This window comes from Prodigiosinella aquatilis (genome assembly GCA_030388725.1).
GTDB classification, from domain to species: domain Bacteria; phylum Pseudomonadota; class Gammaproteobacteria; order Enterobacterales; family Enterobacteriaceae; genus Prodigiosinella; species Prodigiosinella aquatilis.
Map to the genome: position 1 here is coordinate 1,443,037 of CP128857.1, position 25,812 is coordinate 1,468,848.

Sequence of the window (25,812 nt, forward strand, 5' to 3'; positions counted from 1 at the left end):
ACTCATGTTGTTAGTTACCCCTGCTGTAGTAATGCACTGACAAAACGTTCAATTCGTTGAAGGTTATTTTCAATCTGTACACTATCCTGTGAGGTAATAAGTTTCTCCAGCTCTTCACATAATTGCTTGCCAGGGTGCAGATTCAACATGGCGAATACGCCTTTAAGCCGATGTGCGGTCTGCGCCAGTGACAAAAAATCGCCGTTTTCTGTTTCAGTATACAGTCTCTTTAAATCCTCCGGTACTGTCTCTACAAACAGTGAGTAATAGTCACTGTTTTTGATCTGACGGACGTAGAGACTGATATCATCAGCGTTTTCTGACACGGTATCTTCAGAAGAAGTCTCCAACTGCTGCTCAATCAGTTTCAGCATGGCATCGAGCATAAGCTGGCTGATATTGTAATTGGTACGCAACCGATGATGACCTATCGGCACCAGTTGTGTGTCGTCACTGGTAACCAGAATGGTGTAATCGGTCAATTTTTCCATATCATCCGTAATCGTCAGCGCGGCCTCTTGTGTCGTCAATCGTTCATCGTAAATAACACAATTGCCCCCCCAACTACTGACCATGCGATTGACAATGTGTTGCACTTCAATCGCAGTGATATCGAGTAATACGGTAATACCATCCAGCAATTTTTCGTCGTCGTCGTCGACAGGCAGAGCTTCCGGTTCCAGTATTAACGTCAGAATATAATGTGTTCCCAGCCCTGACTTACTGTTAATTTGTAACTGTCCCCCCAGTTTGTTACAAAGCTGGTTGCACAAAAATAGGGTTAGTCCGGAATTTTGATTGAATCGATCTGCCAGTGGCAGGGTAGAAAAGGGGTGACGCAGATTATCCTGGATGACGTCAGAAATTTCAGTGCCTGTGTCGCTGATCTGGATAATCAGCTGTTCAGGTGCATCGTCTGCCTGTGTCAGGGAAACAGTAATCTTGCCATAATCTGTATTAGTGATGGAGTAATCCAGCAATAATGACAGCATTTTCTTTAACAGTTCGCTGTCACCACAATAAGTCTGACGCATGTCGAGATTATAATGGTTAAACAACATCAATCCTTTCTGGTGAATATGCGGTAGTGATTCCAGCAGCAGATTGTCCATCAGTGTCAATAGTGAGAAAGTGTCATGTGCCGAAGCCCATTCTTCTGTCTCTAGGTGCGCTTGTAGTGAAATATTTTCCATCAGTCTGACGGCGTGGGCCGCTTCGGCAATTAATTGCCGAATAACTTGTTGTTGTTCTGGTTGATAATCGGTTTTCTGTAGTGAAAGCGCAAGATCATATATTGATGACAAAGGTTGGTTGAATTCCTGACCTAAATTGCGAAATAGACAGCTACGTACCTCAATATTCTTATCAAGCTCCCGTTGTGCCAACTGTAGCTTTTTATTCACCAGAATTTCCTGGTCCTGCTCACGCAGCAGGAACAGGTAATAATCAGGTGCTTCCTGGCTGTGGAACAGGCGGACTTCATACATCTCGTTATTGACAGTCACTTGAATGACTCCCTGATGTTCCTCCGCCAGTGTTGCAATTTTCTTCAGGCTCAAATGAGGGGAGAGCCGTTCCGCCAGCGAGTTGGAAACTACTACCTTGTTACTACCGAAATCGTAAACCAATACCCCGATGGGAACCTGACTGATAATTTCCGTATACATTCTTTGTTGTTTTTTAAGACGATACGACAGATCTTCCTGGGGACGAGTATAGTGACGACGGAAGGCATAGAACCCCATCAGGGCAATGACCAGTAGAGCCAGATTAAGCAATATCAACCAGATATTGGCGCTTAACATGTTGGTAACCAGACGACCCAGCGGAATCATGTAGATGATTTTGATCGGGGCATTCATTAGCTGCGCAGAAACTTCCAGTGTCCTGCCATCCAGCGTGACATCGGTGGGGATTTCATTCTCTGTTGTCGATTCAATATTGGTTGGGGGTGTCTGCTGGCGCAGTATGAACCCTTCGCTGGACATATCCCGGGGAATCAGATCATTGATCGACAGATCGAATGCGATCACGGTGGCCAGATGTCCAGGCTGATTGAATGTTGTGCGCAGCGTAAAATAATAATCTTTGTAAAAGATTAGCTTACGTAGCGGAGAGAAGCTTTCGCGTTCGTCCAGCGCATTGGCCTGCTGTAGCATCTCGGCTTTACGGGCTTCCACCATTGAGGAAATATAGTTGCCGCGAAATTGTGAAGAGATATCTTTCAATGGTTGGGTGGAGATCATCGTCAGGCTATTATCCGCACCGTTCAGATAATACAGTGAATACACATCCGTTGTGGCACCCCACAAAATGTCCAGGTACTGCGACATTTTGCGCATTGAATTCAGGGTCGCCTGGTCATGTTGCCCGAAGATCAGCGCATCTGTTTTCTGGCCGCTTTTTTCTGCATAAAATACATTCGGCACCAGCGTGATGAGATTGATATTACCGTTATCTGTAGCGGTGACAGGATCGTTGATCAGGTTTTTGTATATTTGGTCGGTATAGAATCGATAAGCATCGATACGCTTTTGCATATCTTCTGCAATATCAGTCAAATCGTATTTTTTCTCCGTCATCCAACTATTGATATAGCTATAGCTAAACACCCCGGTTATCAGGAGTAACAGCATAATGAACAGGGCGAAGTAACGAATGATGATGGCGGGCATTAAATCAGGCTCCTGATGGACGGGTCACGGTGCGTGCGCTTGCGCTGACAATCAATAGCAACAGTATGACAACACCCAGTGCCAGTGATAGGTTGCTCCATTGTGAAATGAATCCCAGCAGTGTTGGACCGGCCAGAATACCGATATAGCCGAGGATGGAGATAGACGCGATTGCCATATTGGTGGACATGGTTTTCTGGTTACCAGCAGCAGTGAAAAGAATGGGGACTACATTAGACGCGCCAATGCCGACCATCATAAATCCGATAATGGTCGTTGCCGGATGGTTAATGCTGATGCTCAACAGTAGACCCAAAGCGGCACACAGACTACCTCCTGCGACGACGGCGTAACGCCCTAACGCATTAACGATTCGGTCACCGTTAAGTCTTCCCACCGTCATGGTAATGGAAAAAGCCACATAACCGGTACCCGCCCAGCTATTGTCAAAACCACGAGCAGTAGTCAGATAAAGTGCCCCCCAGTCCAGAATGGCGCCTTCGGTCAGAAACATTATGAAGCAAAGTATGCCTATAATCAGTACCCGACCACGAGGACATACCAATAATGGCCCCTTGTTTTGTGTGCTTTTTGACCGGAGCAGGTGACGTTGTGACCCAAGCAATAACAGCAGAGTGAGCGTCACCACCACTAATGTAGCGAAGAACGGTGACAGCCCCAGCCAAAGACAGGCGCTCAGCCCCCCGGCGCCAGCAATTCCTCCCACGCTGTAAAAACCATGAAACCCCGACATCATGGCGTGGCCGCTGACCTGTTCCACCACTACCGCCTGAATGTTGATGGAAACATCAATAAGGCCAAGCGCAAAACCAAATAGAAACAGAACCACCGCCATTTCCAGTATGGTATCGGCTTGGGTCAGCGCAGGGAGTATCAGACATGTGCAGATTGTGGCTATCTGAATGACACGACGACAGCTAAAACGGCTGGTAAGGAATCCAGCCAGTAACATCGCGAGTAATGATCCGACACCAAGCGTTAATAACAATGCGCCGAGTGACGCATCGTTGATGCCGAGTCGCGCCTTTGCGAACGGTATTAGTGGTGCCCAGGCAGAAATGGTGATACCTGTAATGAAGAAGACGAGGCGTGTTGCCATCTGCTCGGGTCTGCCAGAAAGCGACGGTTGTTCGTTGGTCGTTTTGGGGTCTAATGTTGTACTCATAGCCTGATGGATACCGCCAGAAAAAACATGAGTCAGAAAAGCACAAATAAGCGCTTACTTTTACCATAAGTGAATCATTTTATCGCGAAGGGAAGCGTTTTTCTCTGCGAGATTGCGAAATGAGGAATATGGGCGTTAAACACAGTGATATATCCGTCATCTTTCAAGTTGCAGGTGCGTTGGCGGCGTCCAATGACGTGCCCATGAGCTGACCCCACCCTTTGGGCGCCGCTATAAACAGGGTTCAAATCTGCTCTTGACAGATTTGTTACCTGAATCACTTACCTGAGTGGGCACATCGGGATTCCTTCACTTGACGTCTTTCTGCAACTCGAAATCTATTGGGTATATACCCGCCATACTTCAAGTTGCAGGTGTGTTGGCGGCGTTCGTTCACCCGAATCACTTACCTGAGTAAGCTCCTCGGGATTCACTCTCTTTCCGCCTTCCTGCAACTCGAATTATTTGGGGTATAGCAGGTTCTATCGAACTATAAAAAATGCCGGACGAACCGGCAATAGAAAAGAAAATATTCTTAATAGAGGAATGAAGATGATGAAGGGTGATTAGTGTAAAGAGTTCATTTTCTACTTTTTTATCACTTAATGCGAAATGATATTATATATCGACAGAATGTGTTTCATTCATGACATTTGTGTATGAATAGGCAATTATGCTGAAATATCTCATATTTAAATATGAAAAAATTATAATTATTATTTTTAATGAAAGGTTATGGTTGTAATTTATTGATTATACTTATCTTTAATGATTTTTTCCTATTGGTCACGCATTTGTCGTATCAGGTTGTAAATAAATGTTATTTTATGTGTTTAAAAATAGAGTATGTATCTCAACTTTTAAATGATAAACGTTGAGATGGCTAGAGATTACACTTTTTAGTGCTTTATCTGGCGGGCGCTATTCCCGATTAAACGCCGTATTTATTGCCGTGTCATCCACGAGATTACTCATATCTGTAACTTAAAATCTATTAAGTACGCACCCGTTATACTTCGAGTTGCGAATGCGTTGGTCGCCTTTGATTATTTTTTCCATTTTTGGACCTCACTCGGCCATTTTTTATTATCTGAGATAGTGGATTTTGCGATTGATGCGGGATCGTACTTATGTGGCATTTCGTTTCTACGAGACGGCCCGTATAATTCCATCCTTTCAGTTAGGATGCTGGGGTTAACGTGAAGCAACTTTCAGGCTTGTTGCAACGCATGCAGAAAGAATTAAGTAAACCATTGCCAAAGAAAGCCGGCTTTCGGCCCATTACATTGTCGATGACGCTGACTGAAACCTCCTTATCACTGGCATGGTTGGCGTCACAGCCCTTGTACCCCCAATTTTACTGGCAGCACCGTCAGGATGATGAAGACGCCGCCGTGTGTGGCCAGGCCTGTAACTTCAATAATATTGGAGAAGCAGAAACGTTTTTGCAGCAGCATACGGCTGATAACCGTGTTCGTATCTGGGGGTTGAATGCTTTCGGGCAACAGCAGCAGGACGGAGAGCAGATAGCGAGCTACCTGTTCTTGCCACGTATTGCGCTATTGCGACAGGGTAATCTGTTGCAGGTGTGCGTTAACCTGTTCAGTGACACATCGTTGCAGGATGATGCGCATCAGGCTCTGGCGTTTATGCGCCAGCTTGTCCCATTACACGTCCTACCGCCGCTATATGCGGTAATTAAGCACACGCAGCACCAACCTGATCGCCAGCAGTGGATCGATATGTTGCACCACGCGCTGGAAGACATTAACGCTGGCAAAATGGAAAAGGTAGTTCCTGCTCGGGCGACCACCCTGACGCTGGATACGCCGTTGCGGGCGACAACGTTTATGGCCGCCAGTCGTGCAGTCAATCATCGCTGTTATCACTTTATGCTGGCGTTTGATGCCCATCAGGCTTTTCTGGGGTCCAGCCCCGAACGTTTGTATCTCCGTCAGATAAATCAACTGGAAACAGAAGCCCTTGCTGGGACCGTAGCCAGTGATCGGGACGACAGGCGCGCGGCAGAACTGGCCGACTGGTTGATGAATGATGTGAAAAACCAGTGTGAAAACATGCTGGTGGTGGACGATATCTGCCAGCGCTTGCGTCAGTCGGCACTGACGCTGGATGTAATGCGACCTGAGGTTGTTCGTTTGCGCAAAGTTCAGCATCTGCGACGGTCCATTCAGGTAACATTGCGTGAAGCTTCGGACCGTGTCTGCCTCCACCTGCTACAGCCCACTGCGGCGGTGGCAGGATTACCGCGAGTAGCAGCCCGACAATTCTTGGCGCAGCATGAGCCGTTTGACCGTCGTTGGTACGCTGGATCTGCCGGTTATCTTTCCCGTCAGCAGTCGGAGTTTTGTGTGGCGCTACGCTCGGCAGATATCGCGGAAAATATACTAACGCTGTATGCCGGTGCCGGTATTGTGGCTGGTTCTGATCCACAACAAGAGTGGCAGGAGCTGGAAAACAAGGCCGCTGGACTTAAATCGCTATTAGACGGTGATATGTCATAGTTTTGTTTTATGTTCGTTGTGCCAGTTGCTGGTTTATATCAAAGTCGATGGTACAGAAAAAATATAATTATGACTACAACCCGCAACCAGAGTTGTTGAGACGATCATGTCCACAAATGTATTTAACCACCGCTGGGCTTCAGTGTTGTTCGAAGCGCTGACCCGTCACGGTGTACACCATGTCTGCATCGCACCTGGCTCTCGATCTACGCCATTGACGCTTGTCGCCGCCAATCATCCGGCGTTGATTTGCCATACGCATTTTGATGAGCGTGGATTGGGACATCTGGCGTTAGGGCTGGCGAAGGCAGGACGTGAACCCGTCGCGATCGTTGTGACGTCGGGTACGGCAGCCGCCAACCTTTATCCGGCAGTGATAGAGGCGGGGTTGACCGGTGAACGATTGGTCGTATTGACCGCCGATCGTCCGCCAGAGCTAATTGACTGCGGGGCAAATCAGGCTATTCGTCAAGCAGGCATGTTTGCTTCACATCCGCAGCAAACACTGAGCCTGCCCCGTCCGACACCCGATATTTCTGCCTGTTGGCTGGTATCTGCCGTTGATAACGCCCTGACATCACTTTCTTATGGCGCTGTGCATATCAATTGTCCATTTGCCGAACCACTCTATGGTGCTGATGACCCGGATATTTACCAGGATTGGCTGCAAACGCTGGGAGACTGGTGGCGGGATGGTTCCCCCTGGCTGCGGGCGGATACTGCGCCGGCCGGGTGTATTATGCAGCCGGACTGGCTGTCATGGCAGAAGAAACGCGGTGTGGTCATCGTTGGGCGAGTGCCGGCAGAGCAGGGTGAAAAAATTGCCCATTGGGCACAACAGCTTGGTTGGCCACTGATTGGCGATGTTCTCTCACAAAGCGGACAGCCGTTGCCATGCGCAGATTTATGGTTGGCACACCCGCAGGCTGCGATTTTGCAACAGGCCGAACTGGTCGTGCAGTTTGGTGGTAGCCTGACCGGAAAACGGTTATTGCAATGGCAGGCAGCGAGCCAGCCGCTGGAATACTGGCTGGTTGATCCATTATCGGGGCGTCTTGACCCGGCCCAACATCGTGGGCGGCGACTGGTGGCTGATATCGGTGTCTGGCTGACGGCCCATCCTTCTTCCGCTCAGGCTCCCTGGGCGAAAGCACTCGACGACTGTGTCGGGCGAGTACATCAGCAGGTGGTTTCTCGACTGACTTTCGGTTTTGGTGAGGCGCAACTGGCGCATCGTGTTCCCGAATTGCTGCCTACAGATGGGCAATTTTTTGTGGGTAACAGCCTGACTGTGCGTCTGGTGGATGCTTTGGCGCAATTGCCGGCTGGATATTCGGTTTACAGTAACCGTGGGGCTAGCGGTATTGACGGTCTGATTTCTACGCTGGCTGGTGTGCAGCGGGCAAATGGTCGTCCGACACTGGGTATCATTGGCGATCTGTCGGCGCTTTATGATCTCAATGCGCTGGCGTTATTGCGTCAGGTGCCAGCACCCTTGGTGCTCATTGTGGTTAACAATAACGGTGGGCAGATATTTTCTCTGCTACCAACACCGCCAGAACAACGGGAAATGTTTTACTGTATGCCGCAGCAGGTGGAGTTCAGCCATGCGGCGGCGATGTTTGGCTTGCGTTATGTACGAGCGGAGAACTGGCAACAGGTAGAAGACGCGGTCACGCAAGGTTGGCAACAGTGCGACACTACCCTGTTGGAGGTGGTGGTAACGCCGAAAGCGGGGGCTGAAACGTTGAACCAGCTGCTTTCCGAGGTGGCATCATGGTAATACATTGCCAGAAAATCGGAGCGGCGCAGCCAGGGCAACCATGGCTGGTGTTCCTGCATGGGTTGCTTGGCAGCGGTGAAGATTGGCAAGCGCTACTGCCATTTTTGCAGGATCGTCCGGTGTTACTGGTGGATCTTCCCGGTCACGGTGCGTCTCGATGGGTCGCGGCGGACAGTTTTGCTACGGCTAGCCAACAGTTGCAAGACCTGTTGGTTCAGCAATCGGTGACGGATTATTGGCTGCTGGGGTATTCGTTGGGTGGCCGTCTCGCCATGTATCACGCATGCCAGCGTGATGACCCCGGGCTACGTGGATTACTGGTGGAGGGCGGGCATCCCGGTCTGGCCGATGTCGCGCAGCGGGAAGCACGGCAACAGCATGATGCACACTGGGCGGCGCGTTTTCGCACCGAGCCGTTGCAGCAGGTATTACCGGACTGGTACATGCAGCCGGTATTTGCCGATCTGAACAAAATGCAGCGTGACGCGCTGACTGAACGGCGCAGCCACAACCATGGCCCCGCTGTGGCGAGTATGATGGAGGCAACTTCGTTGTCCCGCCAGCCGTGGCTGGTGGATAAACTGCGCCAGCTTCGCGTGCCGTTTGGCTACCTGTGTGGCGACAATGATAACAAATTTCAGGCGTTGGCAGCACAATATCAATTACCGCTCTTGAGCGTGGCCAATGCCGGTCATAACGCTCATCAGGCGAATCCGGCGGACTATGCCGCACGGATTCGTTGGTTTATTTCGCATCCCTCTAAGGAACAATGACTATGCTGTATCCCAGTGAAGAACTGCTTTATGCCCCGGTAGAATGGCATGATTGCAGCGGTGATTTTGTCGATATTCTTTATCACAAATCGGTTGATGGTATCGCTAAAATCACTATTAATCGCCCTCAGGTACGTAACGCTTTCCGTCCACAAACAGTGAAAGAGATGATGCAGGCGCTGGAAAACGCCCGTTATGACGACGGCATTGGCACTGTTATTCTGACGGGCGCCGGGGATAAAGCGTTTTGTTCTGGTGGCGATCAGAAAGTCCGTGGCGACTACGGTGGTTATCAGGATGACAGCGGTGTTCACCATCTGAATGTGCTGGATTTTCAACGCCAGATTCGAACCTGCCCAAAACCCGTGGTGGCAATGGTCGCCGGTTACTCCATCGGTGGCGGGCATGTGCTGCATATGATGTGTGACCTGACCATTGCGGCTGAAAATGCCATTTTCGGCCAGACTGGTCCGCGAGTGGGATCGTTTGATGGTGGATGGGGAGCATCGTACATGGCGCGCATCGTCGGTCAGAAAAAGGCCCGTGAAATCTGGTTTCTGTGCCGTCAGTATGATGCGCAGCAAGCGCTGGACATGGGGTTGGTCAATACAGTGGTTCCGTTGGCTGAGCTGGAAAAAGAGACCGTGCGCTGGTGTCGTGAAATGCTGCAAAACAGCCCAATGGCGTTGCGTTGCCTGAAAGCGGCATTGAATGCGGACTGTGATGGTCAGGCCGGATTACAAGAATTGGCGGGTAACGCCACCATGCTGTTCTATATGACGGATGAAGGACAGGAAGGTCGTAACGCCTTTAATGAAAAACGGCAGCCTGACTTCAGCAAATTCCGGCGGAATCCATAATGCGTAAGGTAACTCTCTATCGTTACAGCGTGCCGATGGATGCCGGCGTCGTGCTGCGTAACCAGCGTCTGAAAACCCGTGACGGATTAATTGTCTGCCTGCAACAGAATGGACAGCAGGGCTGGGGTGAAATTGCGCCTCTGCCGCAGTTCAGTATCGAAACGCTGGCCGAAGCGGAAACAGCAGTTCTTGAGCAATTACCGCGGTGGCTGGCCGGTGACAGGGTGTCTGACTCGTTACCGCCGTCTGTCGCTTTCGGACTGAGCTGTGCGTTGGCGGAGTTGTCGCAGCAGTTACCCATTGAGGCGGACTACCGTAAAGTGCCGCTGTGCAGCGGCGATCCAGACGAGTTGTTTGCCATGTTGCAAGGGTTGCCAGGCGACAAAGTGGCCAAGGTCAAAGTCGGATTGTATGAAGCGGTACGTGACGGCATGGTGGTCAGCGTATTGCTGGAGGCGTTGCCTGATCTCTCGTTGCGTTTGGATGCTAACCGTAGTTGGACACGGATCAAGGCTGATGGCTTTGCCCGTTATGTCGCTCCAGAACTGCGTTCACGGATTGCGTTTCTGGAAGAGCCTTGCAAAACCCGTGAGGAGTCTCGTGATTTTGCGCTGACAACCGGGATCAATATTGCCTGGGATGAAAGCGTGCGCGAGGCGGACTTTCAAGTGGAAGCTGAACCGGGCGTTAGCGCCATTATTATTAAGCCAACCTTGATCGGCAGTATCGCTCGCTGCCAGCAATTGGTACATCAGGCCCATCAGGCAGGATTAACGGCGGTCATCAGTTCCAGTATTGAATCTAGTCTGGGATTGACACAACTGGCGCGCCTGGCAGGGTGGCTAACGCCATTGACCATACCGGGGCTCGACACACTGGATCTGATGCAGGCGCAGATTGTCCGCCGTTGGCCTGATAGTGCGTTGCCGTTACTGGATGTCGGTCAACTGGACGTGGTATGGCAATCTTGAACGACTGGCCCTGGCACGTATGGGCCAGTCGCTGTCCACAAGCGACGGCGTTGATCGTTGAGGATACGGACTGGAGCTGGCAGCAGCTGGCCGGGTATCTTGATGATCTCTCAGCTAATTTTGTGCAGCAGGGCGTTGTCCCTGGCTGTGGTGTGGCGCTGCGAGGAAAAAACAGCAGTGAGATGCTGTTGTGTTATCTGGCCCTGCTGCAATGCGGAGCGCGATTGTTGCCGCTCAATCCACAACTGCCTAATGTCTTGACCGATGAACTGTTGATCGCGCTGAATATTGATTTTGCGCTTTGCCTGAAAAATCAATCCTGGCCTGTTGGTATCAGGCGACTCCACTTAACAACGTCAGTAGTACTCAGACCGCCATCCAGGCTGGAGTGGCAATCGCAGCGATTTGCCACGATGACGCTAACGTCTGGATCGAGTGGCATGCCCAAAGCGGCGGTACATCACTACGCTGCGCATCTGGCCAGTGCGGAAGGTGTGTTGCAACTGATGTCATTCGGGCCGGGAGAACGCTGGTTATTATCGTTACCGCTGTTTCATGTTTCCGGTCAGGGCATTGTCTGGCGTTGGCTGGTGGCTGGTGCGACGCTGGTGGTTCGACCTTCCCGGCCATTACCTGTGGCATTGTGGGATTGTACCCATGCTTCGCTGGTGCCTACCCAACTGTGGCGCCTGTTGTCGCAGAACGAGAGACCGCAAACATTGAAAAACGTGTTGTTGGGCGGTGCGATGATCCCACAATTACTGACGCAGCAGGCCGAGGCTCAAGGGATTCGCTGCTGGTGTGGTTATGGCCTGACCGAGCTGGCTTCCACTGTTTGTGCCAAGCGTGCGGATGGGCGTCCTGGTGTAGGGAGCGTACTGGCCGGTCGGGAAGTCCGCTTGCTCAATGACGAAATTTTGCTGCGCGGCAGCAGTCTGGCATCGGGATACTGGCGAGATGGTCGGTTAATCCCGCTGACTGATGATGATGGCTGGTTTCATACTCGTGATCGTGGCTGTCAGGAACAGGCTGAATGGCGTATTCTCGGGCGGTTGGATAATCAGTTTTTTAGTGCCGGAGAAGGAATCCAGCCTGAAGATGTGGAAGCGGTGCTGTTGCGACATCCCGCTGTTGAATATGCTTGTGTGGTGCCAGTGGATGATGAGGAGTTTGGCCATCGGCCAGTAGCCGTTGTTGCAGTGACAGAAGACGTGGCGCTGGAAAGCCTGCGTGATTGGTTGTCACCACAGTTGGCCGGATTTCAACGCCCGATAGCTTACTACCATCTACCTCTGGAATTAAAAACCGGCGGCATTAAAATTTCCCGTCAGCAAGTGAAAACCTGGGTGCAGCGGCAACGAGCATCATGCGGCTGAGCAGGCGTATATTCATGTGGGCGAATACGCCGCTCTGAGCGACAATGGCCCATAAATTCAGATAGCCTCGTCGAGGCTATCGTGGCACGTTTTATGTGCGTTTAATCTACTGTTTTAAGGATTTTTATAATGAAAAAGTTCGTGATTGCCTGTGCAGGGAGCCTGCTGCTTGCCACAGCATCGGCTCAGGCCGTCAGTGTTTCAGGAGAAGCCGGCAGTGATTATGTGGGAGCTAGCGCCGGGTTTGGACTGCCAGTCCCTGGGCTGTCCGGAAATGTGGGTTGGGGACATAATAGCGATCACAGTAATGACTCCTACAGCCTGGGACTAGGTTACACATTTAGTCTGAGTAATGCCTCTTTGACCGTGGGAGCGAAAGGGGTGTATATGAACCAGAACCATTTTGACGATGGTTATGGTGTTGCGCTGGGCGGTGGGTTGCAGATACCGTTGAACAGTTCATTCTCGCTTTATGGTGAGGGTTATTATTCACCGGATGCGTTCTCCAGCCATGTTGATCATTATGTGGAAGCCAAAGCCGGGGTGCGTTGGCAGGTATTCCGTCCGTTGTCTGTTGATGTCGGTTATCGTTATATCAATATGGCGTCGGGTGAAAGTGATAATGATAATAAAGTTGCCGATACTGCATATGTGGGGCTGGGCCTGAGTTTTTAACGCAGTACAGCGAAGATTGCGAAAAAAAGGGGAGGGTTAATTGCTCACCCTTTTTTTGTATCTGTCAACCAACGGAAGAGCAGTGGTTTTTTAACGGGGCACGATTCTCCCTAGTGTTTTCATCAATAATTAAAACAAGCGTTGTATTTGAACCGGTGACTTTTTAAAGTGACTGAAAACCATCACGGGGAATAACGAATGCTTAGGGTTGAGATGCTGTGTACGGGTGATGAAGTGCTGCACGGTCAGATTGTGGATACCAACGCGGCATGGCTGGCTGACTATTTGTTCCAGCAGGGATTACCGATGTCGAGCCGTATGACGGTAGGAGATGATCTTGACGCGCTGGCCACCGCGCTGACCCAGCGGAGCCAGTTTGCCGATGTACTGATTGTCAACGGTGGACTGGGGCCGACCAGTGATGATTTGAGTTCACTTGCTGCGGCTACCGCCGCGGGTGAAACGCTGGTCGAACATCCAGAGTGGATTGCCCGAATGGAAGCGTTTTTTACCGGACGCAATCGGGTCATGGCACCCAGCAACCGCAAGCAGGCACAGATCCCGGCGAGTGCCGAACTGGTGGATAATCCGGTGGGAACCGCTTGTGGCTTTGCCCTGACGCTAAATCAATGTCTGATGTTTTTTACTCCGGGCGTGCCATCTGAATTTAAAGTGATGGTAGAACAACAAATTATGCCGCGACTGCGGCAGCGTTTTGAGGTGGCTGATGCGCCGTTGTGTCTGCGTTTAACCACTTTTGGTCGGTCTGAAAGTGATCTTGCCAACCAGTTGGATGGTTTGCTGTTGCCTGAAGGATCGGTGCTGGGTTATCGCTCGTCTATGCCGATTATTGAACTGAAGCTGACCGGGCCGGCGTCGCAGCGTCATGCGATGGAAACCGTATGGGAGCAGGTGCGTCAGGTTGCCGGTGAAAATATGGTTTTTGAAGGGACGGAAGGATTACCGGCACAGTTGGCTCGCCGGTTGGATGAGCGTCAACTGTGTGTGGCAGTCAGTGAACAGTTTACCGCGGGATTGCTCAACTGGCAGTTGCAGTCAGCCAATGTCCCGTTGGCGGGAGGCGAGTTATTGACCATGAGAAGCCAGCCTGATCTGCCATTTCTGGCGGAGCAGACCTGCCAACTGGCTGCCCGTCATAACGCACCACTGGCACTATATATAGGGGCGTTACAGGATGATCGATTGTCACTGGCGTTACACACGCCGGACGGCACTTTTGCCCAGACCATTCAGTTTACTGTTCAGCGCCATAGTCTGAAAATCCATCAGGAAGTGGTAGCGATGCTGGCGATGAATATGATGCGTCGATGGTTAAATGGCTGGTCGGTATATGGTGGTCACGGTTGGATCACGGTACTGGAGACGCTGTAAATCAGTATCAGTGTTTGCCCGGAGGTCGGTGACAGGTCTTGATCTTGTGTCACTCCCGGCTCGCATACTGAACCCGCCATTGCGGCGGGTTTTTATCGTCAGGGATTAGTACAGCATAGAGTACAGTTGGCGGCGATAGCGGGCAGCCAGCGCATCCCCAGTTCCTAATGCTGCCATGATGTCCATCAGGGTTTTACGTGCGCTACCGTCAGCGGCCGACATATCTTTCTTCAGCACATTCATCAGCAATTCCAGGGCTTCTTCGTTGCGCCCGACCTGATGCAGTTGCAGCCCTAATTGCACCACCAACTCCGCATTATCTGGATTAGCGTCCAATTGTTGTTGTAACAGCTGAATTTCCGGCGTATCTGCTGCCTGTTTCATCAATTCTATTTTTGCCACCAGACCGTGATAGCGGGTATCCTGATCCTGTAACGGGATTTTGGCCAGCACCGCTTCCGCGTCTTCAGCTCGATTAAGCTGAATCTGTACTTCAGCCAGTAGCAGCGCGATGTCACTGCGCTTTGGATCCAATTGCCAGGCGTGTTTCAGCAACGGCATCGCTTCCGGCAGTTTACCTTCCTGAATCAATTGTTGGGCTTCAGCCGTTTTCAGATCTTCTTCTCTCGGCAGCACGCGCAGCAGCAATTCGCGGATAGCCTCTTCTGGCTGCGGTCCTTGTAAACCATCTACCGGCTGACCATCTTTAAATAAATATAGGGTAGGGATGGCACGTAACCCGAACTGGGCGGCCACGCGTTGTTCCGCATCACAGTCAACTTTGGCCAGTGTAAACTGGCCGGTATACTCGCGAGCCAGTTTGTCCAGCACTAGCCCCAGTTCCTGACAGTGTTGGCTATGGGCAGACCAGAAATAAAACAGCACCGGCGCATTCATGGATTGTTCCAGCACCTGATGCAGATTGGTTTCGTTAATTTCAATAACGTTGGCGTGTTGTTCTGGCATGGAATTCTCTCTTATCCGTTTCAATTAGTTATGGGGGACAAATGCCACCATTTCAAGCCCGTATCAGGAACGGGTGCGTAACAGGTGATCCAGTGCACGTCCGGGGAGCAAGCGCCGTAACCATGAAAGCGCATAGGCTATCAGCGTCACCGGATAACGTAACTTGGGGTGTGAGCTTTCCAGTGCATGCTGCAATTTGGGTAGCACGGCTTCTGGCGGTAAGGTAAAACGTCTGGCAATACCGGGATTGGTCACCGGTTTGTCGGTTTGAGTCTGGCTGACATTGTCTGTGAAACGCGTAGCCAGTGGCCCGGGTTCAATCAGTGATACGTGAAGACCGCTGCCATACAACTCCATACGCAATGCATCAGACCAGGCTTCCAGCGCATATTTGCTGGCAGCATAGGCACCGCGGCCAGGCGTGACTACCAATCCCATTACCGAGCTGGTCTGGATGATCCGTCCTTCGCCGTATGGCAGCATGGCGGGGAGCAACAGTTGTGTCAATTGATGGGTGCCGAACAGATTACTGGAAAACTGTTGTTCCAGCTGCTGGCGTGAAAGGGTGCTAAGCGGTCCGTATAAGCCATAACCGGCGTTATTGAACAGCGCGTAAAGCCGGTTATCGGTCAAGGTTATCACCTGGGCCGCCGCCCGTTCCACGCTGTCTGGGTCATCAAGATCGAGTTCGATACCTTCCAGGCCCAGCGTAGTCATCCGGACAACATCTTCTGACCGCCGACAGGTAGCCAGCACCCGATAACCGCGTTGTTGCAGATACTGCGCCGCAATCAGACCGATGCCGCTGGAACAGCCGGTAATTAAAACCGCTTTTTGCATAACTTTACCTAACTAAAAGCCCTAAATATCAGGAGCCGTGTTTAACTAATGGTTTGAGCTGTTTTGCCATCCAGTCAGCGATAAAAGGCTGCGCATCGCGGGTCGGATGAATACCGTCTTCCTGAATCCATTCCGGTTTCAGGTAAACCTGCTCCATAAAAAAGGGCAGCAAAGGAATAGTAAACCGTTTGGATAAACGAGGATAAACAGCGCTGAACGATTCGGTATAGCGTCGTCCGTAGTTGGTTGGCAAGCGGATTTGCATCAGCAATGGCTCTATTTTCGCTTCTTTGACCCGTGTAATAATCCGGGCCAGATCCTGTTCCAGATTTTGTGGTGGAAAACCACGCAGGCCGTCGTTGCCACCCAACTCTATCAGTACCCAGCGTGGTTGGTGTTGCCGTAGTAATGCCGGCAGTCGCGCCAGCCCCTGAGCAGCGGTATCACCGCTGATGCTGGCATTGACAATTTTTACACCATCTGGTGCGTTTTGCCATTTTTGATTCAGCAACGCGGGCCAGGCCGTGGCGGCCGGTATACGATAGCCAGCACTCAGGCTATCGCCCAGCACTAATAGCGTATTGGCCGCCAGAGCACGTACACTGAGTAATACCAGAAGCAAAAGGACGAGAAAATGCCAGCGGAAAACATTCTTGAAGTTCATCATCTTGGTAAACACGTTGGTCAAGGGGAACACCAGCTCTCAATCCTCACCGGAGTTGAGCTGGTTGTCAAACCTGCGCAGACGATTGCCTTGATTGGTGAGTCGGGTTCCGGTAAATCGACCCTGTTGGGTATTCTGGCCGGACTTGATGATGGTAGTGAAGGTGAAGTCTCGCTAATGGGGCAATCGCTGAACCAACTGGACGAGGAAGGGCGCGCCGCACTACGCGCCAAAGACGTCGGATTTGTGTTTCAATCCTTTATGCTGGTGCCGACGCTGAATGCGCTGGAGAATGTGCAATTGCCCGCCTTGTTGCGTGGGGAAAGTGACCGACAGAGTCGTGAGCAAGCTGAACAATTACTGCAACAACTGGGCTTGGGTGGCCGACTGCACCATCTGCCAGCTCAGCTTTCCGGCGGAGAACAACAACGGGTGGCGTTGGCGAGAGCGTTCAGTGGCCGTCCTGGCGTGCTGTTTGCCGATGAGCCGACCGGTAATCTGGATCGCAAAACCGGTGAACGCATCGCCGATCTGCTGTTTTCTCTCAACCGTGACTATGCAACCACCTTGATCTTGGTGACCCACGATGAACAACTGGCCGCACGTTGTGAACGTCGCTTGCATCTGCTGGATGGAAAATTATGGGAGGCGGAATGATTTGGCGATGGTTCTGGCGTGAATGTCGTTCTCCTTCATTACTGATTGTCTGGCTGGCACTGACATTAGCGGTCGCCTGTGTGTTGGCGCTGGGTATGATCAGCGATCGGATGGAGAAAGGGCTGAGTCAGCAGAGCCGGGATTTCCTGGCCGGTGATCGCGTGTTGCGTGCTTCGCATCCGGTGGACGAATCCTGGTTACAGCACGCTCGGCAGCAGGGCTTGACCGTCAGCCGACAGATTTCTTTCATGACTATGACCTACGCTGGAGATACAGCACAACTGGCACAGGTCAAGGCCGTTGATGAACGTTATCCGTTGTACGGTGAGTTGCTGACTAAGCCACCACAATTGCGTGTGACACCTGGTTCGGTATTGGTCGCGCCACGATTGCTGGCATTACTGAATATTAAGGTCGGTGACTCACTGGATGTGGGTGATACCTCGTTGCGTATTGCCGGGGAGCTGATTCAGGAACCGGATGCGGGATTTAATCCCTTTCAGATGGCTCCCCGCATCCTGATGAATATGGCTGATGTGGAAAAAACCGGTGCCGTTCAGCCGGGCGGACGTATCACCTGGCGTTACATGTTTGCCGGTAATCCGCAACAAATCAGCCGATTGGGTGATTTTATCCAGCCACAACTAAAGCCGGATCAACGCTGGTATGGCATGGAAGATTCGCCAGGTGCACTGAGCCAGTCCTTAAAGCGTTCCCAACAATTCCTGTTGTTATCCGCGCTGCTGACGTTACTGCTGTCTATCGCCGCAGTGGCCGTCGCCATGAGCCATTATTGCCGCAGTCGTTATGATCTGGTGGCGATCCTGAAAACCCTGGGGGCCGGACGCCAGGCTTTGCGGCGGTTAATCATCGGGCAATGGTTGTCTGTACTTGCTCTGTCCGCCATCGGTGGCTGTCTGCTGGGGCTGCTCTTTGAAGCGGTGCTGGTAAAAATGCTGGCACCAGTGTTGCCTGCGACGTTACCCCCTTCTGGACTATGGCCGTGGGGATGGGCACTGGGTACGCTGGTTCTAATTTCACTGTTGGTGGGATTCCGCCCGTATCGGCTGTTATTGGCGACCCCGCCATTGCGGGTGCTGCGGCAGGATATTGTGGTTAACCTGTGGCCATTGCGCTACTACCTGCCCGTGGTGGCGGCCATTGTTGTCAGCCTGCTGGTGTTGATTTCCGGTGGGAGTTCGATGTTATGGTCTCTGCTGGGCGGGATGGCGGTGTTGTCGCTGCTGCTGGCCGCCATTGGCTGGGGTAGCCTGTTGCTGCTACGCCGCATAACGCTAAAACAGCTGGCGTTGCGTTTGGCTATCAATCGTTTGTTGCGGCAACCGTGGGCGACGGCCAGTCAACTGGCCGCGTTTTCCCTCTCTTTTATGCTGTTGGCGCTGTTACTGTTACTGCGTGGGGATTTGTTGGCGCGTTGGCAGCAGCAATTGCCGCCCGATAGCCCGAATTATTTTGTGCTGAATATCACGACGGAACAGGTGCCGACGGTTAAAACGTTTCTTGAACAACACCAGGTGACGCCGGGAATCTTTTATCCGATAGTCCGTGCCCGTCTGACGGAAATTAACGGGAAAGTGGCCACTGAACTGATCCGTGAGGATGCGCCAGGGGGCGAAACGGTTAACCGGGAGTTGAATTTGACCTGGCTACCGGTGTTACCGGATCACAATCCACTGCTGGCGGGGCGTTGGACATCACAACCGGGTGAAGTCTCTGTGGAGCAGGGCGTAGCAAACCGGTTGGGTATCAAACTGGGTGATACGCTGACGTTTACCGGAGACACTCAGCCATTCAGCGCTAAAGTCACCAGTTTCCGTCAGGTGGACTGGGAAAGTATGCGCCCCAATTTTTTCTTTATTTTTCCACCCGGCGTACTGGATAACCAGCCACAATCCTGGCTGACCAGTTTTCATCATGAGGATAATGACAATCTGATTACGCAACTGAACCGACGGTTTCCGACATTGAGTGTGCTGGATATTGGCACGATTCTGCGACAGGTCGGGCAGGTGTTGCAGCAAGTCAGTCAGGCGCTGGAGATTATGGTCGTGCTGGTGATTTTCTGCGGCGTTCTGCTGTTGTTGGCTCAGATTCAGGTGGGGATGCGTCAGCGCCGTCAGGAACTGATGGTCTATCGCACTCTCGGCGCAGGGCTGCGTCTGCTGCGCACCACGTTGTGGTGCGAATTCGCTGTATTGGGGCTGGTATCTGGTATCGCGGCGGCATTGGGTGCTGAAATGGCGTTGTGGTTATTGCAGCGCAAGGTCTTTGATTTTCCGTGGCAACCAAATCTGTGGTTGTGGGTCGGACTACCGCCACTCAGTGCGCTGCTGCTTTCTCTGTGTGGAGGTTGGTTGGGGCTGCGGTTGTTACGGGGTAAGGCGCTATTCCGACATTACTCGGCATGAATAGCTCATTATTGCCGCTATACGCGCTTTGTCATCAAACCCAAACCTGCATTATCCTGATAATGCAGGTTAAATAATCAGCTTTGCCGCTTAGAAATCGACGCTGGCGCGCAATACCACTTCCCGGGGTTCACCGATGGCAATCCGCAGGTTGTTGCCACTGGACGGATAATAGGTTTTATCAAACAGGTTTTTCAGGTTAAGTTGCCATTTCACTTTGTACCCTTTTACCGGCATGCTGTAAGACACGAAGGCATCGGCAACCGTGTAGGCATCCAGATAGAAACTGTTGGCGGCATCACCGGGACGACGCCCGACATAATGCGCACCGATGCCGGCCCGCAGATTGTCACCGGCATGCAGACCGAGTGTTCCGAAATCCTGCGTCAGAAACAGTGAGGCGGTGTGGCGCGCCACGTTGGTCATTTCATTGCCTTGATTTTCTGGATCGGACGTAACGCGAGCATCGGTGTAAGCATAGGAACCGATCAAACTCAGCGAGTTCGTCAGTTTCCCCGCCATATCCACTTCAATCCCTTGAGAACGGACTTTACCGGCGGTACGGGTAACAGTTTCGCCGTCCACCAGTTCACTGACCATGACGTTGCGCTTCTGGATATCAAACAGGGCCAGATTCCCGGTGATGCGATTGGGGAGATCCAGTTTGGCACCGATTTCGTAAGATTTACCGTATTCTGGCGCCAGTGCACCAATTTGTGTGGACGTTGATGAGTTGGGCTTGAAGGATTCGCTATAGCTGACGTAGAGCGAAGAATAAGAGGTCAGGTTATAAATAACGCCGGTACGGGGTACCAGCCGGCTGTCTGAACTATCGGTGTTGGTGACAAATGGGCGGCCTTTCCCAGCCATGACATCGAAACTGTCATAGCGCACGCCACCCAACAACAGCCAGTGATCATTGAGGCGCATGGCATCCTGCATAAACACACCTGTGCTGTCTATATTTTCACGCTGGTCGCTGTCTGAAGCACTGACGGTGGTCGATGCCGGTAATAGCCCATACACCGGGTCAAAGACGTTAAAACCACCTACCGCTGTGCTGCGAAGCATATCGCCACGGTATGTGCGATCTGCTTCGTGATCGACACCAAACAGCAACTGATGGTTCACCGATCCCCAGTCAATATCGCCGTCCAGGGTCAACTGTACGACTTGTGCCTGACTACGGGCATTAGCAGTGGAATCCGCACGACGGGTTAACATGCCGGTATTGGCGTTGTATTTTGTGGCGCGGGCCTGATTATCATTGTAACGATTACGACTGTAAGAATAGGTCATGCGACTTTTCCAGCGGTCGTTGAGGGTGCGATCTACCTGAAACGTAATGGTGTCCTGATCACCCCGGGTCGCGTTATAGCTTTCATCAAAACGGCGTTCTCGCGGGGTATTGACCGGCTTGCCGGTGCGACTGTCGATAACGGTGCCACGGTCAAATGGGGTCAGATATTCCATGTGCTCATAGGCCACACGTATCGTGGTATTCTCGCCATACCACATTAACGACGGAGCAATAGTCGTCTGACGGTTGCGGCCGAAATTACGCCAATAGTCCGTTTCATCATGGTCAACCAGCATACGGTACGCCAGGCCGGAAGTGCCTAACGGACCGGTAACGTCCAACTGACCGCCACCGCCATTAAAGCTGCTGCCCCAGCCCTCTACATGTGTTTTTTGCACCAGTTGTGGTTTTTTGCTGATGATATTGATCATCCCGCCGGGGTCCCCCATGCCGTACAGCATTGACGCTGGTCCTTTTAGAACCTCAACCCGCTCGGTGGTAGGCGTGAAATTACGGGCCTGAATAGAGCGAACACCATCGCGTAAAATAGAACCGTCGCGGTTATCACCAAAACCGCGTTTCATCAGAGCATCCTGCGTACCGCCCAATGTATTGGCCTGAGTGATGCCACTGACGTTATATAGCGCCTCATCAATATTCCGCACCGCCTGATCCTGCAAAACCTGCTGCTGCACGACGTTAACCGCTTGCGGGACATCCAGAAGACGGCTCTCAGTGCGGGTTCCCGTCACCGTTTTGTGTGGTTGATAATCGCTTTCCGCCTGCTTATCGGTGCCGATTTCACTAGTGACGACCAATGTATCGCCCTGTGGTGTGGCTAGTGTGTAAAAAGGCAGCGCGGCCAATAGCGGCCAGCCTCCGCGCGATAATCGCTTATTCATGTGGTAGATGACTCCAATAATTCCCTGAAAAACCAATAGGTAAGAACTGCTGATAAAGTTGTTTTAAGGTAAGCTGCGGATCGATATCGTTAAATAGATCGGGATAGAGCGCTTTGGCGAACATCTCTACCATCACGACGTGATAAGGGCTGAGGTAAAAATTATGCCACATGCTCCAGGCCCGGCCGTTTTTCACCGCATCAAGCTGCGAAAGCAATGGATCTCGTTGGATCGATGTACTGAAGCTTGTTTGTGCCTGTTTTGCGGTAACCAATGGCCCGAGCATCAGACCTGAGTTGCCTTTTCCTCCGGGTCCGGCCATGCCAGTGGCGATATAGACGTCGGGTTTGGCTGCCAGAACCTGCTCTGGACTGAGCTGACCATAAACGGTAGTGATAATGCCACTGGCGATATTGTCTCCGCCGGCAAACCGCAGCAGATCGCCAAGGTTGCCGCCTACCGCGGTGGTACAACAGGTATTGCGGCGACCAAGATGCAAATGCAGCATGACGGTGGTTCTCTTGCCGTGATACTGGCTGATGCGTTGACGAACTTTATCCATGTGCTGTTGATAAAAACGGCTGAACGCCGCCGCTCGTTCTGGTTGGTTTAGCACCTCTCCCAACAGGTGAATGCTGGGCAGGGTGTTGTTGAGCAGATCGATGCGCAGATCGACGTAAATAAAGGGGATTCCGGCTTGATTCAGTACCTGTTGCAGTGTCTGTTCGTTGTCGGAACCTTTTGCCAGCCGCGGTAGAATGACCAGATCAGGTTTCAGCTGTAATAGCATTTCGGCATTAAGGGTATTGGGATTGCCATTACCTAATCGAGGAATGTTGGCTATTTCGGGGAATTTTTCTGTATAGAGCTGCCAGCTTTGCGCATCGTAGCGTGCCATATCGTTTGGCCATCCCACTATATGTTTGGCAGGATTTCCTGGTTCTATCAGCGCCAGCGTATAGAGCATCCGGCTTTCACCCAGCACAATACGTTGTGGATTGTCGGGAATAGCAACCTGACGACCTAATATATCGGTAACGGTTTTCGCCAGCGACGGAGTGCTACAAAGCAGTGATGAAATCAGTAGTAGGATGATGCGCATCAATGTTTCCCATAATAATAAGGATGGGAAAGATAATAATAATTATTATTGTTTGCAACGTAAGTAAAAAAGAACTAGAAAGGATGGGAATAAAAATACTTATATATCAGCATGATGACTAAATTTATGTAAATAATTAAATCTGACGGATAGTGGCAGTGAGATATTTTTCAAGCGAAATCAGGCGCTGACATCATCTGATTACAGTATGAAAAGCACTATTGTTGGGAGGAATTATGCTGATAGCCACGGCCAAAATGGCGTTCAAGCTTTCCTTGTAACAGCTCCAGTACCAGTGACATCAACCAATAGATAACCGCCGCCGTGCTCAGCATTTCCATATAGTGATAGGTACTGCGTCCATACGACTGAGCCAGAAAGTTCAGTTCCCATAATCCCATCAGGGAAACCAACGAAGAATCTTTAATCATTGAAATAAACAGTGAACCGGCCTGGGGCACGATAATACGCAATGCCTGTGGCGCGATGACATGTGTGACGGTAATCCAGCGAGACAGCCCCAGCGCCATAGCGGCTTCTTTTTGCCCACGGGGAACGGCAATCACACCACTACGGATGGTTTCTGCCAGATAAGCACCGTAGTTAAGCGATAACGCAATGATACCGGAAGCAAATGCCCCTATCACGATGCCCACTTGTGGCAACGCCAGGTAAATAATCAACACCTGTACCAGCAACGGCGTGCCGCGAAACAGGGAAACGTAAAACGTCGCGCAGCCAAATGCCAGTGCGCTGGATGATAGACGTCCTGTGGCGGTAATAATGGCCAGAAGAGTGCAAAACAGCATGGAAATGACGGTGATGACGATGCTCAGTACCGCGCCTTGGATGAAACCATCCGGCGAGAGGTGCAGGCCAAGCAGTGAAGGCAATTTTTGCCGGATAAGTCCGACATCCATATTCAGGCTGGAAAACAGCCATAACAGCAGGCTCAGCAGCAATATCCAGGTCAGGCCGGTTCGCAGGCGAAATCCGACATTGCCGATATGTGGCGGTGTTACTGGTGCTGATGGGGTAGGGTTTTCCGTCTGAGAAGAGGGCTGCGGCATCATGGTGTAATCCGGGTAATATCTTCGCCGAACCAGTGTCGGGATATTTTTTCCAGCGTACCGTCTGCCCGCAGAGCGTTAATGGTATCGGTCAGCGTCTTACTCCATGCAGGGTCGCCTTTATCGATAGCGATCCAGTTGGGTTCGGCATACAGCTCCGCCACCATACGTAGCTGGGGCATGTGAGCAAGGCGAGCTTTGGCGGTGATGCGATCGGAGATGACGGCATCCAGGCGTTTACCGGGGCCAAGTGCCAGATTCTGAAAGGCTATTGCTTCATCCGTGGGAATGGCCTGGACATGATCAAACGGGAAAGCGATAGGCGTTGAACCGGGGATTCTTCATCAGTATTCCCTACAAACCAGGATGCTAACCACTGGAAGTCCACTTTACAGGAAGGTTTCCGTCAACGGAAATCGGTAAAACCTCTATCTTATAGCAGTAGATGACATGATCAACCGATGGGTTATATCAGCGGTGAGCATCGCCGATAACGTGGTTATCATGCCATGCTGGGAAGGTAAAACGTAAAAATGATGGATGTAATTCACGAAATGGGAATCCCTTTTCCATCAATGTGTTCCATCAATGTACTTACACCAGAATGGATCCCCGCTTGCGCAGGGATCTTCAGATTAATACCCCGTTGGCATTACCTTATTTCTTGCGTGCATATTTCAATGAGTCCAGCGCTACGGCGAAAATAATAATGCTGCCCTTGATGATGTATTGCCAATATGGATTCACGCCGATGTAGGTCAACCCATAGTTGATGACGGTAAAAATGATCACCCCAGTGACGACGCCTGCAACCGTCCCCACACCACCGGTAAAGGACACGCCACCGACCACACACGCGGCGATAGCATCCAGTTCGTACATAAAGCCCAGGTTATTGGTCGCGCTGCCGATACGGCCAGCTTCCAGCATGCCACCAAAGGCATAGAATGCGCCAGACAAGGCATATACCAGAATCAGATTTAATGGCACATTGACACCAGATACTTTTGCCGCTTCTGGATTGCCGCCAATGGCGAAAATGTTTTTTCCAAAGCGGGTTTTATTCCACAACACCCAAACGAAAATAATGGCGATAATCGCGTAGAATGTAATATACGAGAGTTTCAAATCGCCAAATTTCAAAAAACCTTGAGTGAATGTTGAAAATTTCGAATCAAAGCCGGCAATGGGTGATGCACCAACAATATCGTAATAAAGCGAGTTAATCCCGTAGACGATAATCATGGTGCCAAGGGTGGTGATAAACGGCGTAACCTGTAAATAGGCAATAATCAATCCGTTAACTAAACCGATGATCGCACCAATAACGCAAACAATCAGGATAACCAGCGGAATTGACATGGTTTCCATGTGCGGAAACACCTTGTTGGCATTATCCATCGATTGTAACAACGTGGCGGCAACCACCGCCGCCAAACCAACCTGACGTCCTGCTGATAGATCGGTTCCCTGTGTGACGATTAATCCTGCCACACCCAGCGCGATAATAATGCGCACAGAAGATTGTGTCAGAATATTACTCAGGTTAATTAAACTGAGGAAAGTTGGATCCTGGATAATAATAATTGCCAGTAGTGCCAGCAAAACAATATAAATGGCGCCCTCTTTTAACCAATTTAGCGCATTTTTTTTAGTAATAACGTTCATG

The 25,812-nt window shown here is 51.2% G+C and carries 21 protein-coding genes; 11 read left to right on the forward strand and 10 right to left on the reverse strand.

Going from position 1 to position 25,812, the window contains the following annotated elements:
- Positions 1-14: 14 nt before the first annotated feature.
- Complete coding sequence (gene rcsD, locus PCO85_06750; GenBank protein WJV55110.1) at positions 15-2,675, reverse strand: phosphotransferase RcsD; 2,661 nt, start codon at positions 2,673-2,675, stop codon at positions 15-17.
- A gap of 4 nt (positions 2,676-2,679) precedes the next feature.
- On the reverse strand, positions 2,680-3,861 hold the full coding sequence (locus PCO85_06755; protein WJV55111.1) for an MFS transporter: 1,182 nt from the start codon (positions 3,859-3,861) through the stop codon (positions 2,680-2,682).
- 1,199 nt (positions 3,862-5,060) lie between these two features.
- Here PCO85_06755 and menF point away from each other — a divergent pair.
- The 8 genes from menF (at position 5,061) to PCO85_06795 (ending at position 14,213) form a co-directional block, all read left to right on the forward strand.
- Positions 5,061-6,383, forward strand: a complete 1,323-nt coding sequence (menF, locus tag PCO85_06760; protein WJV55112.1) for an isochorismate synthase MenF — start codon at positions 5,061-5,063, stop codon at positions 6,381-6,383.
- 106 nt (positions 6,384-6,489) lie between these two features.
- Entirely contained in the window at positions 6,490-8,166 is a 1,677-nt protein-coding gene (gene menD / locus PCO85_06765; protein WJV55113.1) for a 2-succinyl-5-enolpyruvyl-6-hydroxy-3-cyclohexene-1-carboxylic-acid synthase, read from the forward strand.
- Positions 8,160-8,939 (forward strand): 2-succinyl-6-hydroxy-2,4-cyclohexadiene-1-carboxylate synthase, encoded by a 780-nt coding sequence (gene menH / locus PCO85_06770; GenBank protein WJV55114.1) that lies wholly within the window; start codon positions 8,160-8,162, stop codon positions 8,937-8,939. The genes menD and menH overlap by 7 nt, the downstream gene beginning before the upstream one ends.
- A 2-nt stretch (positions 8,940-8,941) precedes the next feature.
- The gene (menB, locus tag PCO85_06775; GenBank protein WJV55115.1) at positions 8,942-9,799 is read left to right on the forward strand and encodes a 1,4-dihydroxy-2-naphthoyl-CoA synthase; all 858 of its coding nucleotides are present in this window, start codon (positions 8,942-8,944) and stop codon (positions 9,797-9,799) included.
- Positions 9,799-10,770: an o-succinylbenzoate synthase gene (gene menC / locus PCO85_06780; GenBank protein WJV55116.1), complete on the forward strand. Its 972-nt coding sequence runs from the start codon at positions 9,799-9,801 to the stop codon at positions 10,768-10,770. The genes menB and menC overlap by 1 nt, the downstream gene beginning before the upstream one ends.
- Complete coding sequence (gene menE / locus PCO85_06785) at positions 10,758-12,146, forward strand: o-succinylbenzoate--CoA ligase (GenBank protein ID WJV55117.1); 1,389 nt, start codon at positions 10,758-10,760, stop codon at positions 12,144-12,146. Before menC ends, menE begins: the two co-directional genes overlap by 13 nt.
- Positions 12,147-12,275: 129 nt before the next feature.
- Positions 12,276-12,821 carry a YfaZ family outer membrane protein gene (locus PCO85_06790; protein ID WJV55118.1) on the forward strand — a complete coding sequence of 182 codons (546 nt, stop codon included), beginning with the start codon at positions 12,276-12,278 and terminating at the stop codon, positions 12,819-12,821.
- Between the two features lie 198 nt (positions 12,822-13,019).
- Entirely contained in the window at positions 13,020-14,213 is a 1,194-nt protein-coding gene (locus PCO85_06795) for a nicotinamide mononucleotide deamidase-related protein YfaY (GenBank protein ID WJV55119.1), read from the forward strand.
- 105 nt (positions 14,214-14,318) lie between these two features.
- Here the strand turns inward: PCO85_06795 and PCO85_06800 are convergent, their stop codons facing one another.
- The 3 genes from PCO85_06800 to tesA all read right to left on the reverse strand — a co-directional run bounded on the left by PCO85_06800 (position 14,319) and on the right by tesA (position 16,686).
- Positions 14,319-15,179 carry a co-chaperone YbbN gene (locus tag PCO85_06800; GenBank protein ID WJV55120.1) on the reverse strand — a complete coding sequence of 287 codons (861 nt, stop codon included), beginning with the start codon at positions 15,177-15,179 and terminating at the stop codon, positions 14,319-14,321.
- A gap of 63 nt (positions 15,180-15,242) precedes the next feature.
- The gene (locus PCO85_06805; protein ID WJV55121.1) at positions 15,243-16,019 is read right to left on the reverse strand and encodes an SDR family oxidoreductase; all 777 of its coding nucleotides are present in this window, start codon (positions 16,017-16,019) and stop codon (positions 15,243-15,245) included.
- 28 nt (positions 16,020-16,047) lie between these two features.
- Positions 16,048-16,686, reverse strand: a complete 639-nt coding sequence (gene tesA, locus PCO85_06810) for a multifunctional acyl-CoA thioesterase I/protease I/lysophospholipase L1 (GenBank protein WJV55122.1) — start codon at positions 16,684-16,686, stop codon at positions 16,048-16,050.
- Between tesA and PCO85_06815 the strand changes: the two genes are divergently transcribed.
- Both PCO85_06815 and PCO85_06820 read left to right on the forward strand, forming a co-directional pair.
- Positions 16,654-17,340, forward strand: coding sequence for an ABC transporter ATP-binding protein (locus PCO85_06815; protein WJV55123.1), 687 nt, complete (start codon positions 16,654-16,656; stop codon positions 17,338-17,340). The two genes, tesA and PCO85_06815, sit on opposite strands and share 33 nt — an antisense overlap.
- Positions 17,337-19,769: an ABC transporter permease gene (locus PCO85_06820; protein WJV55124.1), complete on the forward strand. Its 2,433-nt coding sequence runs from the start codon at positions 17,337-17,339 to the stop codon at positions 19,767-19,769. Before PCO85_06815 ends, PCO85_06820 begins: the two co-directional genes overlap by 4 nt.
- Positions 19,770-19,859: 90 nt before the next feature.
- Here PCO85_06820 and PCO85_06825 read toward each other — a convergent pair whose 3' ends face one another.
- The 4 genes from PCO85_06825 to PCO85_06840 form a co-directional block, all read right to left on the reverse strand.
- The gene (locus PCO85_06825; protein ID WJV55125.1) at positions 19,860-21,971 is read right to left on the reverse strand and encodes a TonB-dependent siderophore receptor; all 2,112 of its coding nucleotides are present in this window, start codon (positions 21,969-21,971) and stop codon (positions 19,860-19,862) included.
- A complete protein-coding gene (locus PCO85_06830; GenBank protein WJV55126.1) occupies positions 21,964-23,073 on the reverse strand; it encodes an ABC transporter substrate-binding protein in 1,110 nt (369 codons plus the stop codon). The genes PCO85_06825 and PCO85_06830 overlap by 8 nt, the downstream gene beginning before the upstream one ends.
- Positions 23,074-23,291: 218 nt before the next feature.
- On the reverse strand, positions 23,292-24,146 hold the full coding sequence (locus tag PCO85_06835) for an amino acid ABC transporter permease (GenBank protein WJV55127.1): 855 nt from the start codon (positions 24,144-24,146) through the stop codon (positions 23,292-23,294).
- A complete protein-coding gene (locus PCO85_06840; protein ID WJV56017.1) occupies positions 24,143-24,352 on the reverse strand; it encodes a transporter substrate-binding domain-containing protein in 210 nt (69 codons plus the stop codon). Before PCO85_06840 ends, PCO85_06835 begins: the two co-directional genes overlap by 4 nt.
- Here PCO85_06840 and PCO85_06845 point away from each other — a divergent pair.
- On the forward strand, positions 24,326-24,472 hold the full coding sequence (locus PCO85_06845) for a hypothetical protein (GenBank protein ID WJV55128.1): 147 nt from the start codon (positions 24,326-24,328) through the stop codon (positions 24,470-24,472). The two genes, PCO85_06840 and PCO85_06845, sit on opposite strands and share 27 nt — an antisense overlap.
- 328 nt (positions 24,473-24,800) lie before the next feature.
- On the opposite strand, the gene mglC is transcribed toward PCO85_06845, so the two are convergent.
- The gene (mglC, locus tag PCO85_06850) at positions 24,801-25,811 is read right to left on the reverse strand and encodes a galactose/methyl galactoside ABC transporter permease MglC (GenBank protein WJV55129.1); all 1,011 of its coding nucleotides are present in this window, start codon (positions 25,809-25,811) and stop codon (positions 24,801-24,803) included.
- Position 25,812: the final 1 nt, after the last annotated feature.

Excerpts from the sequence above, each read along its gene's own strand:
- rcsD (WJV55110.1), bottom strand. The coding sequence starts at position 2,675 with ATGCCCGCCATCATCATTCGTTACTTCGCCCTGTTCATTATGCTGTTA.
- PCO85_06755 (WJV55111.1), bottom strand. The coding sequence starts at position 3,861 with ATGAGTACAACATTAGACCCCAAAACGACCAACGAACAACCGTCGCTT.
- menD (WJV55113.1), top strand. The coding sequence starts at position 6,490 with ATGTCCACAAATGTATTTAACCACCGCTGGGCTTCAGTGTTGTTCGAA.
- menH (WJV55114.1), top strand. The coding sequence starts at position 8,160 with ATGGTAATACATTGCCAGAAAATCGGAGCGGCGCAGCCAGGGCAACCA.
- menB (WJV55115.1), top strand. The coding sequence starts at position 8,942 with ATGCTGTATCCCAGTGAAGAACTGCTTTATGCCCCGGTAGAATGGCAT.
- menC (WJV55116.1), top strand. The coding sequence starts at position 9,799 with ATGCGTAAGGTAACTCTCTATCGTTACAGCGTGCCGATGGATGCCGGC.
- menE (WJV55117.1), top strand. The coding sequence starts at position 10,758 with ATGGCAATCTTGAACGACTGGCCCTGGCACGTATGGGCCAGTCGCTGT.
- PCO85_06790 (WJV55118.1), top strand. The coding sequence starts at position 12,276 with ATGAAAAAGTTCGTGATTGCCTGTGCAGGGAGCCTGCTGCTTGCCACA.
- PCO85_06795 (WJV55119.1), top strand. The coding sequence starts at position 13,020 with ATGCTTAGGGTTGAGATGCTGTGTACGGGTGATGAAGTGCTGCACGGT.
- PCO85_06800 (WJV55120.1), bottom strand. The coding sequence starts at position 15,179 with ATGCCAGAACAACACGCCAACGTTATTGAAATTAACGAAACCAATCTG.
- PCO85_06805 (WJV55121.1), bottom strand. The coding sequence starts at position 16,019 with ATGCAAAAAGCGGTTTTAATTACCGGCTGTTCCAGCGGCATCGGTCTG.
- PCO85_06815 (WJV55123.1), top strand. The coding sequence starts at position 16,654 with ATGCCAGCGGAAAACATTCTTGAAGTTCATCATCTTGGTAAACACGTT.
- tesA (WJV55122.1), bottom strand. The coding sequence starts at position 16,686 with ATGATGAACTTCAAGAATGTTTTCCGCTGGCATTTTCTCGTCCTTTTG.
- PCO85_06820 (WJV55124.1), top strand. The coding sequence starts at position 17,337 with ATGATTTGGCGATGGTTCTGGCGTGAATGTCGTTCTCCTTCATTACTG.
- PCO85_06825 (WJV55125.1), bottom strand. The coding sequence starts at position 21,971 with ATGAATAAGCGATTATCGCGCGGAGGCTGGCCGCTATTGGCCGCGCTG.
- PCO85_06830 (WJV55126.1), bottom strand. The coding sequence starts at position 23,073 with ATGCGCATCATCCTACTACTGATTTCATCACTGCTTTGTAGCACTCCG.
- PCO85_06835 (WJV55127.1), bottom strand. The coding sequence starts at position 24,146 with ATGATGCCGCAGCCCTCTTCTCAGACGGAAAACCCTACCCCATCAGCA.
- mglC (WJV55129.1), bottom strand. The coding sequence starts at position 25,811 with ATGAACGTTATTACTAAAAAAAATGCGCTAAATTGGTTAAAAGAGGGC.